Source organism: Dehalobacterium formicoaceticum, assembly GCF_002224645.1.
In the GTDB taxonomy this organism is placed as follows: Bacteria; Bacillota; Dehalobacteriia; order Dehalobacteriales; family Dehalobacteriaceae; genus Dehalobacterium; species Dehalobacterium formicoaceticum.
In genome coordinates this window covers 1,483,151-1,497,936 of record NZ_CP022121.1, presented here as the reverse complement: position 1 = coordinate 1,497,936, position 14,786 = coordinate 1,483,151, and the positions used below count along the sequence as shown (strand labels likewise).

Genomic DNA, 14,786 nt, shown 5'->3' with positions numbered 1-14,786 from the left:
ATCATCATGATTTTATCCTGTTAAGCGACACTTCCTTTTTTCCCATTTCTATTTAACTTTTTAGAAGGCGCATGGCATTGATCACGGCAATTATAGCGACTCCCACATCGGCAAAGACCGCTTCCCATAAGGTGGCCAGTCCTCCTGCGCCCAGAACAAGCACCACCAGCTTCACACCAAGGGCAAAAATAATGTTCTGCCAAACCACGTTTCTCGTTTTTCTGGCTATCCCCACTGCTTCCGCCAGTTTAGCCGGTTCATCCGTCATTAAGACAATATCCGCCGCCTCAATGGCTGCATCAGACCCCAGTCCTCCCATGGCAACACCTACATCGGCTCTGGCCAGAACGGGAGCGTCATTTATGCCATCCCCGACAAAAACCACACTTTTTTTGCTTGTTTTTTCCTGGATGATTCTCTCCAGAATCCCCACCTTATCTGCCGGCAGAAGCTCGGCATATACTCTGTCCAATGACAATTCTCGGCCTACTCTTTGGCCCGTTTCCTGATTATCCCCTGTTAACATTACCAGCTTGTTAATGCCCAATTGTTTTAAATCCTGCATAGTTTTTTTGGCATCTTCTTTTAACTCATCAGATATGACAATGGTACCGGCAAATTTCCCAGATACAGCCAAGTAAACCACTGTGCCCCCCTCTTGCCATTCCTGAAAATCGATCCTTCCTTGCTTCATTAATTTATCATTGCCCGCTAAAATCTCTTGTCCTTCATACTGTACCTTGACCCCATGTCCGGCAATTTCCTGAAAACCGGTAATGTTTTCTTGATGAAGCTGGTTTCCCAACCTTTGATCATAAGCTTGCACCACAGATTGAGCGATTGGGTGATTGGAATTGAATTCAGCCAGGGCAGCAAACTCTAAAACCTCTTCCTCTGTAAAGGACCCTGCCGGGTGAATGCCCGTTACCTGAAAGACCCCTTTCGTCAAAGTGCCGGTTTTATCAAAAACCACGGTATCAATTTGATTGATCGCCTCCAGGTAATTGCCGCCTTTAACCAGGATGCCTTTTTTGGAGGCGGCTCCAATCCCGCCAAAGAACCCCAAAGGGATGGAAATCACTAAAGCACAGGGACAAGATACCACCAGGAATACCAAAGCCCGGTAAAACCAATCCGAAAACGTGGCGCTTTCAATGAGTAAAGGTGGTAGTATTGCAAGCAGCACTGCCACCAGCACCACCGCCGGTGTATAATAATGGGCAAATTTCGTGATAAATTTCTCTGTCGGTGCTTTTTTACTTCCCGCATTCTGCACCAGATCAAGAATTTTGGCGATGGTTGATACCCCGTATACCTTCGCCACCTGCACCGTTAATAACCCGTCTTTATTGATGAAGCCGCTGAGGACATCGTCCCCGATTTTTGCCCTGCGGGGAACTGATTCACCTGTTAAGGCCGATGTATCCATCATGGCCTGGCCTTCCAGTACTTTTCCGTCTAATGGCACTCTTTCCCCGGGCTTGATGATCATCATATCCCCAATGGCCGCTTCTTCCGGAGATACTCTCTTAATTACCCCGTTGAAAGACAAATTGACATACTCCGGTCTGATATCGAGCAAGGCTTTAATGGATCTTCTCGATTGACCCACCGCCCGATCCTGAAAATACTCCCCGATCTGATAAAACAGCATCACCGCCACACCTTCCGGGTATTCCCTAATAGCAAAAGCACCCAGGGTGGCAATGGACATCAGGAAATTCTCATCGAAGACCTGTCCCCGCAAGATATTCTTACCGGCGCGCATCAGCACTTCCCCGCCGACAATAAGATAACTTAACAGAAACAAAGCAAACTCGATGCCGGGACTCCAGAAGGGAAGAAAAGCCAAAGTAAAAAGTCCTCCCCCCAGTCCTAAAGAGATGAGGCGCTTTTTCTGATTTTCTTCCTCATTTTGATCCCCATCATCTTTTATTTTTACCTCTTTTTTTTCGATGACGTTAACCTCAGGTTCATATTTTTTCACAATCCCTTCGGTATTCCTAATTAACTCAGGGAAGTTTGCCGTCTCTTCCGTTTCCAATATCAAGGTTTTATTAAGAAAATTGACGGTAGCATTGGTAACGCCGGGAAGCCGGGATACCCCCTGCTCAATCTTGGCACCGCAATTAGCACAATTTAACCCTTCCAAGATAAATTCTTTAACCATTTTCTCCTTCCTCCCATTTCTTTTTAAATTTAGGCTTCATTATTGATGATTAAGATGGACCAAACCACAATCAAAAATCCGTTGCACATGTTCATCATCCAGGGAATAATATACCACCTTGCCTTCCCGACGATATTTAACTAATCGTGCCTGCTTGAGGATTCTTAATTGATGGGAAATGGCGGATTGATTCATCTCCAAAAGAGCAGCAATGTCACATACGCACATTTCTGAGGTAAACAAGGCACAGATAATCTTGATTCTGGTACTATCACCAAAAATCTTAAAAAGCTCCGCTAAATCAATAAGAATTTCCTCCTGGGGCATATTCTCTTTCGCCTGAGCTACCACATCTTCATGAATGATGTTACATGTACAGCTTTCTACTTTGTTTACCTTTTCTCTTACAATTATAATCGCCCCCAAATCAATATATCATATGAATATGTGTTCATATGATATATTGTACACATAAACGCCGGTAAAATCAATCCCTTTTCTAAAAAATTTTCTCTTCTGAAAGAGAAAAACGGCATCAGGAATATCCAAATGCCGTTTTTGACTTAGGTTCTTACTTTTGTTTTACCAATAACTATGACTTACTTTAAACCCAAACCTTGTCTTTTCTTATTAATATGCGCCTCAATGCCATTTGCTACTTCTTTCGGATCGTCACCCAGGGCAATTTTGCCCCCGGTCAGACCTTCCACATCAGCGGTAAGCAGCTGTACCAATTTTGGTGCCCCAGTCACAAAGGGCGTAGGGGATAGATGGGTGTATGTGCCGAAGGCCAAAGCAAATACGCCGTCAATGGTGGCTTTTTGCTCCATCCATTCCGGTGCAGTCACGGCAATGGGCAGATCAGGAACATCCACATCGAGATGATCCGCCAGTGCTGTGACCAGCATGGAGATACGGCCTGTATCGGTGCAGGTGCCAAAGCTTAAAACCGGAGGTATTTTTAATAATTTGCACACTTGTTGCAAACCGGGTCCCGCCTGATCAATGGCCTGGAGATTACATAAACCGGCCACCTCCAGTCCATGATTGCCGCAGCCGGCACTCACCACAAGAATATCTTTCTTGATTAATTCCTTCACCAGATTAATGGTGTTCCAATCCTGGGGGCCGTTACGCAGGGTGGAGCAGTTGACCAGGGCCACCACACCCTTTATTTTGCCCGCCGTAATCACATCTACCAAAGGATCCAGTTTATTTCCCAAAGCTTGAAGCACCGCTTCAGTAGAAAACCCGGCCATGGCCTTTTGGGTCATCCTGGGCACTTTTGGTACAATTTTCCCCTTGCGCTGTTTGAAATTGTCGATGGCCAGATCAATCAAACGGTCTGCCATATTGGAAACTTCCCTCGGATGATATTCCATTTTTTCCTTCAAACCGGGAACACCAATAATGTTACTGACGCTAACCAAGGTAATTTGATATTTCTCCGCATAATGGTCAATGGCCGGCGGGGAACAGTTTTCCTCCATGGCGATCACATCCACGGTACCGGTAGCCAGCAACGGCTCAATGGCCAGCCAGTTGCCCATCAGACCAACAAAAACGCCGTCCATGGGGAATCTTTGCAACAGCTCTTGTCCCGTTTCGATAGAGCCCACAATCCTTAAACCTTTGGCTCCGGCAGCTTTAGCCCTTTCCTGTACTTCCGGGCTCTGGGCTTTTTCCAAGGTGGCAACACCTACCCAGGGTTGATGACCGTTAAAAACAATATTGACGAAATCCGGATCCATGATGCCCAGATCCACGTCTACTTCATGAGGTGCAGGTGTCCCAAATAAAATATCCTGTACCATCTCCAAACCGATTTGTGCCGTATAAATTGTAGCCAGACCTAATCGCAGTGCTTTGAGAGACAAAGAAACATAATCCCCATCCACATTGGTTAAGCAGCTGGCGACACAATTTTGTTCTTCATGCACAACCCCTGAGGGATAAATTCCTAGTTTCTTCCAAACAGCTTTTCTTTTTTTCGGGGCAAAAGCTTCTACCATTACACTGGGATCTTCGCTATCCTTCCCCATTTCTTTTTCCAGAAAATCAGCCAAAGCAACAGCCATCATATTTTGATCTTGATCGGTCTCAAGGCCGCACTTTTCACACATCCATTTTAATTTATCTGGATCCTTAATGGTAAAGGGTGTTTTCCCTTCACCGGTAGCCCGTAATGTGCGATAAGCTTCATAGGCATGATGACTGTATGTGCCTGCACCCATGATATTTTGTAACAAGAAAGCCCGAATAGCCATGGCATCAGGCCCGATCCCGCAAACACCCTTGTCCTGTCCGCCTTTTTCACTGATCCGGCAAGGTCCTTGGGAGCATAGCTTGCAGCTTAATCCTTGCAGGCAAAATTTACACCGAATCTTTTCCTGAGCCGCATAACGATCAAAAACGTTACTTAACCCATCTTCCCGGATCCTTTTAACCATCTCCTCAACAGAATCATGATAACTAACGCGCCCCTGGCTCTTTTCCATAATCGTCCCATCCAAAAAAATCCCTCCTAAAAAAGATCATTCTTAATGAAGTTTTCCAAAGTCTGAGGTGATTTATGCAAAAAAGATTATGGTTATGCCATAAGAATTAAACTAACGGCCATCACGGCCATCCCGGCAACGAGACCATAAATAGCCAGATGATGCTCACCGTATTTTTCTGCCGTGGGCAGCAATTCATCTAAAGAAATATAGACCATAATGCCCGCTACCCCGGCAAAGGTTAAGCCAAACATGGCTTCATGGAAAAAGATCTGTAAGAGCAAATATCCCACAATGGCACCTAATGGCTCAGATAATCCGGACAAAAAGGAATACTTAAATGCTTTTTTTCTGCTGCCTGTGGCAAAAAAGACCGGCACCGATACGGCAATGCCTTCCGGGATATTATGTATGGCGATAGCAATAGCAATACTCACCCCTAAAGCAGGGTCTTCAATAGCAGAAATAAAGGTGGCCAATCCTTCAGGGAAATTATGGATGGCAATGGCCAGAGCGGAAAATAAACCCATGCGTAATAAGGCAGGGTCATTCTCCTGATGTTTTTCCATATCGTTAATATCGTGCATTTCATGGGGATTTTCTTCGGAGGGAACAAACTTATCAATAAGGGCAATCAGTCCAATTCCGGCAAAAAAGGCAATGGTCGTAATCAGATAACCAAGGGATGCACCATAAATCCCTTCCAGAGAGGCCCTGGCCTCAGGAAAGATCTCCAGCATGGAAACATAGAGCATCACCCCGGCTGAAAACCCCAAAGCGACAGTTAAGAATTTTTTATTGGTTTGTTTTGTGTAGAAAGCCAAAATGCTGCCGATTCCGGTGGATAATCCGGCAAAAAGAGTAAGACCAAAAGCAAATAAAAAAATGTTCAGACTGATATCCATGTAAATTCTTTAACTCCTTTTGTTGACACTTTAATGGCTAAAGCCATGGGATTTTGGGGAAATTTTTTCGTCTCTCTTTGATTTCGATAGGAATTGAAGAACCCCTTCTTTAGGAAACCGTTTTTTTGGTATAATCCCCATGAATTCATCAAATAATAAACCTGACCAGATAGTCTTAGACAGTCAACTTACAAAGGAGGATATTCATCATGAAACGTAATCGAGATGATCGCAGGGATAATGTGGATAGAATACAAAAAAACATCAATCATACCATCGGGAACATCGAAGCAGCGGAAGAACTGATCCAGGAAACCGATGATCCTAAGATACGGAAAGATCTGAAAGAGAAAAACAGCCGGCGCATGGATGCCTTAAACGGTATGAAAGAAGAAATTAAGGATGAAGCCTGGGACAAAAAACAAGGATATCAGGATTAACAATTAATGTTATAGTCACAAAAGAAAAGTATGTCCTCTCTGGGGTGTATTGTTTGACGATTGAACAATACCACAAAAAGGGCATACTTTTTATTTTGTGCCCGTGTTATTTTGTCATATGTATTATTCCTAAAGACTTTTGCGATAATTAAATGTATAATAATGGAGGTTAGATTGCATTTTTAAAAGATAATTAAATTAAGGAGGGGTTAGATTGGTAAAATATATTGCTGTAGCTGGAAAGGGCGGCGTGGGAAAAACAACCTTTATAACTCTGATGTTAAGGCAAATGATACGTGAAAAAAGGAAAGCTTCTATTTTGGCTGTCGACGCCGATCCTAATGCAAATTTAAATGAGGCCTTAGGAATAACAGTCACTTTTACTATTTCCGGACTTATTGAGGATAACAAGAATATCAAGACACTTGAGGATAAAACACTCAAAGCCCCTTTTTTGACTGAACTGGAGCAATGCGTTATTAAAACTCCTGACTTTGATTTTTTTGCTATGGGAGATCCCCAAGGTCCCGGATGTTATTGTTATCCTAATAACATTTTGCGAATGTTTATGGAGGCCCTTGGTAATAATTATGATTTTGTATTGGTTGATTCTGAAGCTGGAATGGAACATATTAGCCGACTGACAATTCCCCGCATTGATATAATGTTTGTAGTCAGTGATTCCTCAGCGCGGGGAATTCGTACAGCCAGACGAATTCATGACCTGATCCGGGAATTACATGCTGATATTGGTGAAGTTTATTTAGTAGTTACTCATACGATTGAAAACAGTTTGACATCTCTAGCTGATGAAATTGCTCAAACTGGGTTACAGTTAATTGGAGATATTCCACGAGATAAATTAATATCCCAATATGATATTATGGGTAAACCCCTCTTTGATTTGCCTGATGAGGCGATCTCACTGAAGGCAGTGGATAAAATACTGCAGCAAGCCAATATCCTTAAAGATTTGTAGAACAAGGTTTGAAACAAAAAGAAGTCCGTGATTGAAAGTGACCACAGACTTCTTTTTCTGTCTTATTGGTGAGGCAATATCATCAATTTAAGCATCAAATGGATTACAATAGGATTATTGTAAAATTAACTTCTTTACCATTAAAACATGGGGAATGCCCTCTTCCATAAAGACATCAGAAGCCGTTTGATAACCAAGCTTGTGGTAGAATCCTTCCGCATGGGTTTGACCATGCAAGCGCACCTGATCCAGCCCATGATCCAAAGCTATTTCTTCCAATGCTTTGATAATTTCTTTGCCCAGGCTTAATTTTCTGAATGTGGGTAAGATGCAGATCCGGCCTAATTTTCCATACCCGTCCATAAAAAGAATTCGTCCGGTACCCACCGTCTGGTCATGATGGTAAACGAGAACATGGGCAACCCTCCCATTTATTGTATCAAATTCATCAATTTCAGCTTCCAAGGGAACACCCTGTTCTTTGACAAAGACCTCTATTCTGATTTGCATCGCTTGTTGCAGTTCATCATCTTCAGTGATTATTTTAACAATCATTGAGTCATATTCCTTTCCGTACCCTAATTTACCCTAATTTAGTCCGGCAATGGCAGCGCCAATCAAGGAGGCATGTTCCAGACTGAGGAATTCATAGCTGACCCCGGAGTAATCTGCCAGACATTTTTTTAAATAATATTCTATCTTGCCACGCAAGCCTTTTAAGGCAAAAAATGTGGTGCCTTCGGTCATAATGCCAATGGGCGCACAGGGATTCTTACCTTTTCCCAGATGGCAAATCAGCCCGGTTAAGTTGACGGCTGTAAAAAGAGCCACTCTTTCCAGGAGCCCATCTATCAGCCAATAAACCAAGATACGATCCTTTTCCCGGCCCGCCTGGATGCAGGACGTCAAAGGATTCTTTTCTCCCGGGGGAAAAGCCAGAAAATCATCCAGATCCTTTGTTTCCAAATCAGACACCTTAGTCAGGGATTCCGTAAAATCCGGAGAAAACAGTCCATCCGCCCCGGCTTTTTTCAGCACTGCCAGGGTGAGTTTACCTAAGTAAGCACCGGCTACCATTTTTTCAAAAAGATATGCTCCCGGGTCGGAAAAGGTCTGATCCAAAGACTGGTCAATAAGACCCTGGGGTGCTTTGCTGTAATTGCCCCATTCCATATTGATAATCATGCTTTTTTCAGGATCTAAGTCCGAAACTTTTTGAATATTTTTATTTTGTTCAAGATAAGCAGCATTGGTCCCTGTCCCTAAAATAAAGCCGATAAAACCATCGTAAGATCTCCCGTCAGTAGCACCTTGCCCCGCTAACAAGGTAGCTACTGTGTCATTGAGAAGGACAATTTTTTTCTCATCTCCCGTGCCTTGCTCCCGGATCGCCTCCATCAGGTTTTTCCCGATAGCTGCTCCTTCCACCTCAGGGGCCAAGATTTCCTTGGTAAAACGTATTAAACGGCCATCTCCGTCAGATCTCATTTCCATGGGATAGGAAAAACAAAAACCGATGCGCTGGGAATAATTGAGCAGGGGTTTCACAAAACTAGCCAGCGTCCGAAAGAATTCATCCTTGGAAATTTCCCCTTTGCTTCCCGGCATGGGGTGTATTTGAAAGTTTTCAATCACCGGCCGGCCCGTGGGGGTAAAATACAAGGAAGCAATCCGAAGATTGGTCCCTCCGGCATCCAAAGCGATAACCCTCTCATCAGCAGGGATTTGATCTTTCGGCTGAATGTAGGCAGGGAGCATGGACAGGGAACTTTCCTTCCCTGCCAGCCCCTGTTTCATTTCTCGGCGAAAAAGCGCACACTGTTCCTGAAAAGGAGTCTCACTTCCATCCATGTGATATTTGTGCAAAAATGCTTGAACCTGATCTCTTTCTTTCATTTCAAATCTTTCCTTTATCATTTATCCTCTATTTAATCCTATCTTCTCTTCCCATCCCATCGATTCCTTGTCTTAAAAATAATTTTTCACAGAAACAGAAGAAGGAAACATCCATATGTTTCCCTCATAATTGTAAAACTATTTTTTTAACGCATTCAGAATCTCCGCCGTTTGTGAGCATCCCAGACGGCTGCAGCCCAATTCCTTGTAACGAATGGCATCTGCCAAGGTTTTGATTCCTCCGGAGGCTTTAATCCCCACCTCCGGTTGACAGTGGGCTCTCATTAGCATCACATCATTTTCCACAGCGCCGCCGGAACCAAATCCGGTGGAGGTCTTGGCAAAGTCGGCTCCGATTTCATTTACGATTCGGCAGGCCGTAATTTTTTCTTGATCGCTCAAATAACAATTTTCAAAGATGATTTTCACCAAAGCCTTTTCCTGATGGGCCAAATCAACGATCTCCTTCAATTCCTCCCGGACATAATCGTAAGCTCCGGATTTTAGCTTGCCAATGTTTAAGACCACATCCAGTTCCCGGGCGCCGTTCTCTAAGGCTTCTCTGCTTTCAGCCAGCTTGGTTAAGGGAGTGGTGCTACCGTGGGGAAAGCCAATCACCGCAGCTACCGCTGTAATGCTATCCTGAAGTACTTGAACTGCCATTTTCACATCGGCAGGACGTACGCAAACTGCAGCAACACCGTATGTATCAGCCAAATGACAGCCTGCTTTGATTTCTTCATCCGTGAGATTAGCCTTTAATACTGCATGATCAATCATGGCAGCGACTTCCTGATAGGTAACCATCTATACCTTCCCCCTTGTGCAACTGTTTTTATAATGCATTTATTTGCAGGGCAAGTTTTTCATAATGTTTGTAGAGAGAATGAAATTTACCGTTGTAGCTCTTATGCCATGGTTTCTTTTTGCCGCAAAAGTGAATAATCACGGTGTGATAAATCAAATAATCCATATCCCAAGCGCCGTTGGTCTTCAACTTATAGTACTGAAAATACCTGGCATCATAATTATATATCTTTTCATCCAGGCTTAAAATTTCCTTAGCATAAAGAGCATTCATAATATCCTGATCGGGCATGATTAATGTAGATCGATGTTTTTCCACAAATTCAAAGATTTCCTTTTCATCAATGGACTTTCTTTGCTGATTCAGATTCATCAAAAGCACTCCGGAATTATGATACGCTTCAATTCCGTAAGGATAAAATCTAATTTTATTAATTTCACTGATAGCCCCAATATCATGGTAAGCGGCAGCATATAAATTGTCTCCCAAATCTGTTTCATAAAGACCGCGCACCGGGTTAATCACTAACAGATCAGGGTCTAAATACAAAATACGTTCCAAATCCTGAGGCAAGAATTTGAAGGCCAGCAGGCGATAGTACATTTCCTTGGTATAATGAAGGAGGATCGGTGCATTCTGAAAAAAACGATCCTCCATCAGAATTACCTTCAATGTGCTGCCATGATGCTGGACATATTGATCCAAATCTTCCAGCTCTTGCTTTTTAATGCTGGAGTGCATGAGATAAATGGTAAAAGTCTCCTGAAGGTTGTTCAAAAAAAGAGATTTTAACATCACCTTCAAAGGTTTCAGATATTTGGAATTCAGCGTGACCAGCACATTCATTTTGGTTCCTCTCCTATTCTTTTGATGCTGATGCCTGGTCTTCAGGCATGGATGTCTCCGCCTTTTTTGTCAGGATGGCCATAAATTCCTCTCCCGTAATAGTTTCTTTTTCCAGAAGATATTTGGCCAATTCGTGCATTTTATCCTTATTTTCCTCCAGGATCTGAACGGCACGCTGATAACAGGATTGAAGGATGCTATGCACTTCCTCATCAATCTTAGAAGCGGTATCCCCGCAAACCAAAAGGGATGTATCTCCTCCCAAATAGGGATTGTTCTGGGTTTCCAAGGCCATCATGCCGAAATGGTCACTCATACCATATCTGGTTACCATGGCCCGGGCGATCTTCGTGGCTTGTTCAATATCGTTGGACGCTCCTGTGGTCATGGTATTAAAGACCACTTGTTCAGCCCCGCGCCCGCCCATAAAGGTAGCAATCTTGTCTAAAGCCTGATCCTTACTCATCAGTACCTGCTCCGTTTCATCCAATTGCATGGTGTAACCTAAAGCCCCTGATGTTCTAGGAATGATGGTGATTTTATGCACCGGAGCGGAATGGCTTTGCTTCGCGGCCACCAAGGCATGTCCAATCTCATGATAAGCAATGGTTAATTTGTCTTTCATGGGAATAACAGCATTCTTTCTTTGATATCCGGCAATGACCACTTCCACGGATTCTTCCAGATCGCTTTGAATAATTTCTCTCCGTCCCATTTTTACAGCCCGCAGGGCACCTTCATTGATGATATTCGCCAGGTCTGCACCGGATGCTCCGGCAGTCGCCCGACCAATGGCATTGAAATCGATATCCGAAGCCATCTTCACGTTTTTGGCATGGACTTTTAGAATTGCTACCCTGCCGTTCAAATCTGGTAATTCCACAGGGATACGCCGATCAAATCTACCCGGTCGTAAAAGGGCTTTGTCTAATGTTTCCGGTCTGTTGGTGGCCGCCAGAATCACCACTCCGGTGTCAGGGCTAAAACCATCCATTTCTGTGAGGAGCTGATTTAAGGTCTGCTCTCTTTCATCATTTCCCCCCATGGCACCGGCATTACGGCTTTTACCGATGGTATCAATTTCGTCGATAAAGACAATGCAGGGCGCCTTTTCCTGAGCTTGTTTAAATAAATCCCGAACCCGGGCTGCCCCCATACCCACAAACATCTCCACAAATTCTGATCCTGATATGGAGAAGAAAGGAACTTTCGATTCACCTGCTACCGCTTTGGCGAGAAGGGTTTTCCCTGTACCCGGAGGCCCAACCAACAATGCCCCTTTTGGAATTTTGGCTCCTACCTCCTTGTAGCGCTTGGGGTTATGAAGAAAATCCACGATTTCCATCAAGGCTTCTTTTGCTTCATCCTGACCGGCTACATCGGCAAAGGATTTCCCGGTTTCAGCTTCCACATATATTTTGGCATTGCTTTTGCCAAAGCTCATGGCATTGCCCATGCCGCCCATTTTGCCCTGGAATCTGCGCATCAGCATCTGGCCAATAATGATAAAGATAATCATAGGAAGAATCCAGGTTAATAAGAAACTGGCTAAAGGAGAATTTTCCCTGGGTATCACCTGGCTGAATTCCACCCCGGCGTTATAAAGTCGGTTCACCAAATCCGGATCGTCCACCCGACCGGTAATAAATAAGTTTCCACTTGCCTCGCTATCCTTGGTGGTAAAACCGATTTGATTAGCTTGAATTTCTACGCTTTTGATCTGCCCCGACTCAATTTGATTTAAAAAAGTTCCGTAATCAACTTGAGTAATTTGTCCCTGCAAAAACAGGGGGACAACAAAAGTGTTTAAGATTAAAATGGCGCCCAATACTAATAGGTAATAATAAATTAGCGGTCTCTTCGGGTTTTGGTCTTCTTTCATAAAGAACACCCCTTTCATTACAAAATCATTTTTCAGAATTAATCTTTTCCATCAGCTCATTGAGTTTTTTTAATACCTCAATCATTTCTTCAAAATTTTCGCCCGTTCGCTCTTCCAGATGCTGCATAAGCTTTCGATTCAGCGCTTCGTCCACTTCCTGCATAATTTGATTTCCTTCTGCTGTCAGGCTAACCACAACAACTCTTTCATCATCCTGATCCCGGGTACGATGCACCAATCCCCTGGTTTCAAGCTTTTTACACATGGCAGAGATATTAGCTCCCGCTACACACAGGTCATTGCCTAAACTGCCGATGGTATGGATTCCTTGTTGATACAGCATCAAGAGGATTCTGGCCTGAGAAATGGTTAGTCCGTATTGCTCACAAGCCGGACTCAAGGTCTTATTAGTATTCTCGTTGATTTTTCTGGTATATTCCAAAATAAGGTTTTTGAAATTGGCATGATCCATGCTCTCCCTCCTGAATTTGATTCAATTTTGATTCTTGCGCTCTAATATCATGATTTCTATGTTTTAAATTATCTATGTTATATATATAATATACTTTATCTTGATTATAGTCAATGATTACCTGCATTTTTCCGTTGCAATATAAAAATTAAGACTTAGAAGCATCTTTACCAGATACACCCTAAATCTTAATATAATTCTTACTATCATCTTTAATCAGGATCCGTCATAATTAAAAAGTGAACTGCAAATACATGACTTACGCCAAGTTAATCAGCTAAAATTTCACAAAATACGATCGGATTTCCTTGTTCCTGCACCAATTTGAGAAGATCTTCAAACTTCATGAAAATGGTTGCCGTATTCTCCATGGGATGCACACCGATTAAATCCTGATCTTTCAATTCATGGTCAAATACTACGGTGACATCATGAGCTGCGTTGTTTAAAATACCCAGGGGTGTCACCCCTCCCGGCTCAAGGCCCAAATGTTTTTTCAGCCGTGATTCACTGGCGAAGCTTAAGCTGCGGCTGGAAATTTTCGCAGCCAGATCCTTTAAATTTACAGATTTGTGACCGGCTAAAACCACCAGATAGTGATTGCGTCCTTTATCATCACGCAAGAACAAGTTCTTGACTACTTTTTCCGGCGCAGGCAGATCAAGTGCCATCATTTCCCCAATGGTATACACAGGAATGTGTTCAAAAGCAGTGTACTCTATTTCTCTCCTGTTTAAAAGATCATAGATTTCTGATTTTCCCAGCATGATCTTACTCCTCTCGGTAACACTTTTGTAAAATTTTATGTCACGTACCAACTTATCCCATGTTTTTAATGCATGGGTTTAAAATTTATTCCTATGAATGATTCAGTAATAATTAATAAAAGTATGTCCTTTCTGGATTGTTTAATTTTTTCGAATAAACAATACCACAAAAGGCCATACTTTTCACTATTTTATTTAATCCTTATCTGACTTATCCTTTGAACTTTCACATTCTGACAATTTTGTACTTCCATGATATCTACTTAAAACCATGAAGCATATTAACTCAAACGTTTTGGTTTATTTCTCAAGACTATCAATAAGTGGAAGAAGCTCACTCATATTTTTAATGATATAATCAGCACCACAGGATTTATATACAGACTCCACACGCTCATATTCTCTGTTTTTATCTTCCTGAGAAAGAGCATTGAACTCACTTTCCGAAAGAGCCATAATTGAGCTGCCCTCAATTATACCAACAGAGATAAGTCCTGCATTTCTGCCCTCTTTGATGTCTGCAACCGTATCACCAACCTTGATTACGGAAGAAACATCTGCTAAACCAAGGGCTTCAAAGTTTTTGAAAATCATATAGGGATAAGGCCTGCCCACATTGTTGACTGCGTTTGGGGTACACCAAAAATCAGGCTTATAACCTTTTTCTTCAGCCTTTGGCACAACTATACTCATCATTTCATCTGTATAGCCTGTGGTCGAACCGACTTTAATATTTCTTCCGCGAAGATCCTTGATAGCTTGCAAAACAAAGGGCTTAGGCTCTGCAAAATCTTTCAAAATACCCATAATTGAGGTTTCGCTTGCTGCATAGACAGTATCTACATCCTCTTTTGTAGAAGCCTTTCCGTGAATCTTTTCCCATTCTTCAGAAATTCTTGTCATCTTCATCATCGTTTCAATGTGATTCCATTTAGGCATTCCCATGGGCTCACGAACTTCTTCAACAGTGGGAGTTACGCCAAACTGCTTAAAAGCTTCAATAAGTGCTTGTACAGGGGCAAAAGAACCAAAATCTACTGTTGTACCTGCCCAGTCAAAAATAACTGCTTCAATTTTTTTACTCATGTGCAATCCCCTTGCTTTCTCAAGATCATTTTTCTTT

Annotated in this window: 14 protein-coding genes; 2 read left to right on the top strand and 12 right to left on the bottom strand. The window is 42.8% G+C overall.

Going from position 1 to position 14,786, the window contains the following annotated elements; all coding sequences use genetic code 11:
* Positions 1-52 precede the first annotated feature (52 nt).
* The 4 genes from CEQ75_RS07430 to zupT form a co-directional block, all read right to left on the bottom strand.
* Complete coding sequence (locus tag CEQ75_RS07430) at positions 53-2,170, bottom strand: heavy metal translocating P-type ATPase (protein ID WP_089609768.1); 2,118 nt, start codon at positions 2,168-2,170, stop codon at positions 53-55.
* Between the two features lie 39 nt (positions 2,171-2,209).
* The gene (locus CEQ75_RS07425; RefSeq protein WP_276327720.1) at positions 2,210-2,596 is read right to left on the bottom strand and encodes an ArsR/SmtB family transcription factor; all 387 of its coding nucleotides are present in this window, start codon (positions 2,594-2,596) and stop codon (positions 2,210-2,212) included.
* Positions 2,597-2,769: 173 nt separating this feature from the next.
* Entirely contained in the window at positions 2,770-4,668 is a 1,899-nt protein-coding gene (cooS, locus tag CEQ75_RS07420; RefSeq protein WP_420828396.1) for an anaerobic carbon-monoxide dehydrogenase catalytic subunit, read from the bottom strand.
* A gap of 92 nt (positions 4,669-4,760) precedes the next feature.
* A complete protein-coding gene (gene zupT, locus CEQ75_RS07415) occupies positions 4,761-5,573 on the bottom strand; it encodes a zinc transporter ZupT (RefSeq protein ID WP_242965399.1) in 813 nt (270 codons plus the stop codon).
* 209 nt (positions 5,574-5,782) lie between these two features.
* Between zupT and tlp the strand changes: the two genes are divergently transcribed.
* Together tlp and CEQ75_RS07405 are read left to right on the top strand one after the other, a co-directional pair.
* On the top strand, positions 5,783-6,013 hold the full coding sequence (gene tlp, locus CEQ75_RS07410) for a small acid-soluble spore protein Tlp (RefSeq protein ID WP_089609766.1): 231 nt from the start codon (positions 5,783-5,785) through the stop codon (positions 6,011-6,013).
* 214 nt (positions 6,014-6,227) lie between these two features.
* Positions 6,228-6,992 (top strand): ATP-binding protein, encoded by a 765-nt coding sequence (locus CEQ75_RS07405; RefSeq protein WP_089609765.1) that lies wholly within the window; start codon positions 6,228-6,230, stop codon positions 6,990-6,992.
* 114 nt (positions 6,993-7,106) lie between these two features.
* Here CEQ75_RS07405 and CEQ75_RS07400 read toward each other — a convergent pair whose 3' ends face one another.
* The 8 genes from CEQ75_RS07400 to phnX all read right to left on the bottom strand — a co-directional run bounded on the left by CEQ75_RS07400 (position 7,107) and on the right by phnX (position 14,749).
* Positions 7,107-7,547 carry a GNAT family N-acetyltransferase gene (locus tag CEQ75_RS07400; protein WP_089609764.1) on the bottom strand — a complete coding sequence of 147 codons (441 nt, stop codon included), beginning with the start codon at positions 7,545-7,547 and terminating at the stop codon, positions 7,107-7,109.
* A gap of 33 nt (positions 7,548-7,580) precedes the next feature.
* Positions 7,581-8,888 (bottom strand): hexokinase family protein, encoded by a 1,308-nt coding sequence (locus CEQ75_RS07395; protein ID WP_198306656.1) that lies wholly within the window; start codon positions 8,886-8,888, stop codon positions 7,581-7,583.
* 138 nt (positions 8,889-9,026) lie between these two features.
* The gene (gene deoC / locus CEQ75_RS07390; protein ID WP_089609762.1) at positions 9,027-9,695 is read right to left on the bottom strand and encodes a deoxyribose-phosphate aldolase; all 669 of its coding nucleotides are present in this window, start codon (positions 9,693-9,695) and stop codon (positions 9,027-9,029) included.
* A 28-nt stretch (positions 9,696-9,723) separates the two neighbouring features.
* Positions 9,724-10,542: a glycosyltransferase family 8 protein gene (locus CEQ75_RS07385; protein ID WP_089609761.1), complete on the bottom strand. Its 819-nt coding sequence runs from the start codon at positions 10,540-10,542 to the stop codon at positions 9,724-9,726.
* Positions 10,543-10,555: 13 nt separating this feature from the next.
* A complete protein-coding gene (ftsH, locus tag CEQ75_RS07380) occupies positions 10,556-12,424 on the bottom strand; it encodes an ATP-dependent zinc metalloprotease FtsH (RefSeq protein ID WP_089609760.1) in 1,869 nt (622 codons plus the stop codon).
* Positions 12,425-12,449: 25 nt separating this feature from the next.
* A complete protein-coding gene (locus CEQ75_RS07375) occupies positions 12,450-12,896 on the bottom strand; it encodes a MarR family winged helix-turn-helix transcriptional regulator (RefSeq protein WP_089609759.1) in 447 nt (148 codons plus the stop codon).
* 269 nt (positions 12,897-13,165) lie between these two features.
* Positions 13,166-13,663 carry a prolyl-tRNA synthetase associated domain-containing protein gene (locus tag CEQ75_RS07370; protein WP_089609758.1) on the bottom strand — a complete coding sequence of 166 codons (498 nt, stop codon included), beginning with the start codon at positions 13,661-13,663 and terminating at the stop codon, positions 13,166-13,168.
* 300 nt (positions 13,664-13,963) lie between these two features.
* Complete coding sequence (gene phnX / locus CEQ75_RS07365; protein ID WP_089609757.1) at positions 13,964-14,749, bottom strand: phosphonoacetaldehyde hydrolase; 786 nt, start codon at positions 14,747-14,749, stop codon at positions 13,964-13,966.
* Between the last annotated feature and the right edge of the window lie 37 nt (positions 14,750-14,786).

Coding starts and splice junctions, on each gene's coding strand:
- cooS (WP_420828396.1), bottom strand. CDS start 4,668: ATGGAAAAGAGCCAGGGGCGCGTTAGTTATCATGATTCTGTTGAGGAG.
- CEQ75_RS07400 (WP_089609764.1), bottom strand. CDS start 7,547: ATGATTGTTAAAATAATCACTGAAGATGATGAACTGCAACAAGCGATG.
- CEQ75_RS07375 (WP_089609759.1), bottom strand. CDS start 12,896: ATGGATCATGCCAATTTCAAAAACCTTATTTTGGAATATACCAGAAAA.
- CEQ75_RS07370 (WP_089609758.1), bottom strand. CDS start 13,663: ATGCTGGGAAAATCAGAAATCTATGATCTTTTAAACAGGAGAGAAATA.
- deoC (WP_089609762.1), bottom strand. CDS start 9,695: ATGGTTACCTATCAGGAAGTCGCTGCCATGATTGATCATGCAGTATTA.
- tlp (WP_089609766.1), top strand. CDS start 5,783: ATGAAACGTAATCGAGATGATCGCAGGGATAATGTGGATAGAATACAA.
- CEQ75_RS07430 (WP_089609768.1), bottom strand. CDS start 2,170: ATGGTTAAAGAATTTATCTTGGAAGGGTTAAATTGTGCTAATTGCGGT.
- CEQ75_RS07385 (WP_089609761.1), bottom strand. CDS start 10,542: ATGAATGTGCTGGTCACGCTGAATTCCAAATATCTGAAACCTTTGAAG.
- CEQ75_RS07395 (WP_198306656.1), bottom strand. CDS start 8,888: ATGAAAGAAAGAGATCAGGTTCAAGCATTTTTGCACAAATATCACATG.
- zupT (WP_242965399.1), bottom strand. CDS start 5,573: ATGGATATCAGTCTGAACATTTTTTTATTTGCTTTTGGTCTTACTCTT.
- phnX (WP_089609757.1), bottom strand. CDS start 14,749: ATGAGTAAAAAAATTGAAGCAGTTATTTTTGACTGGGCAGGTACAACA.
- ftsH (WP_089609760.1), bottom strand. CDS start 12,424: ATGAAAGAAGACCAAAACCCGAAGAGACCGCTAATTTATTATTACCTA.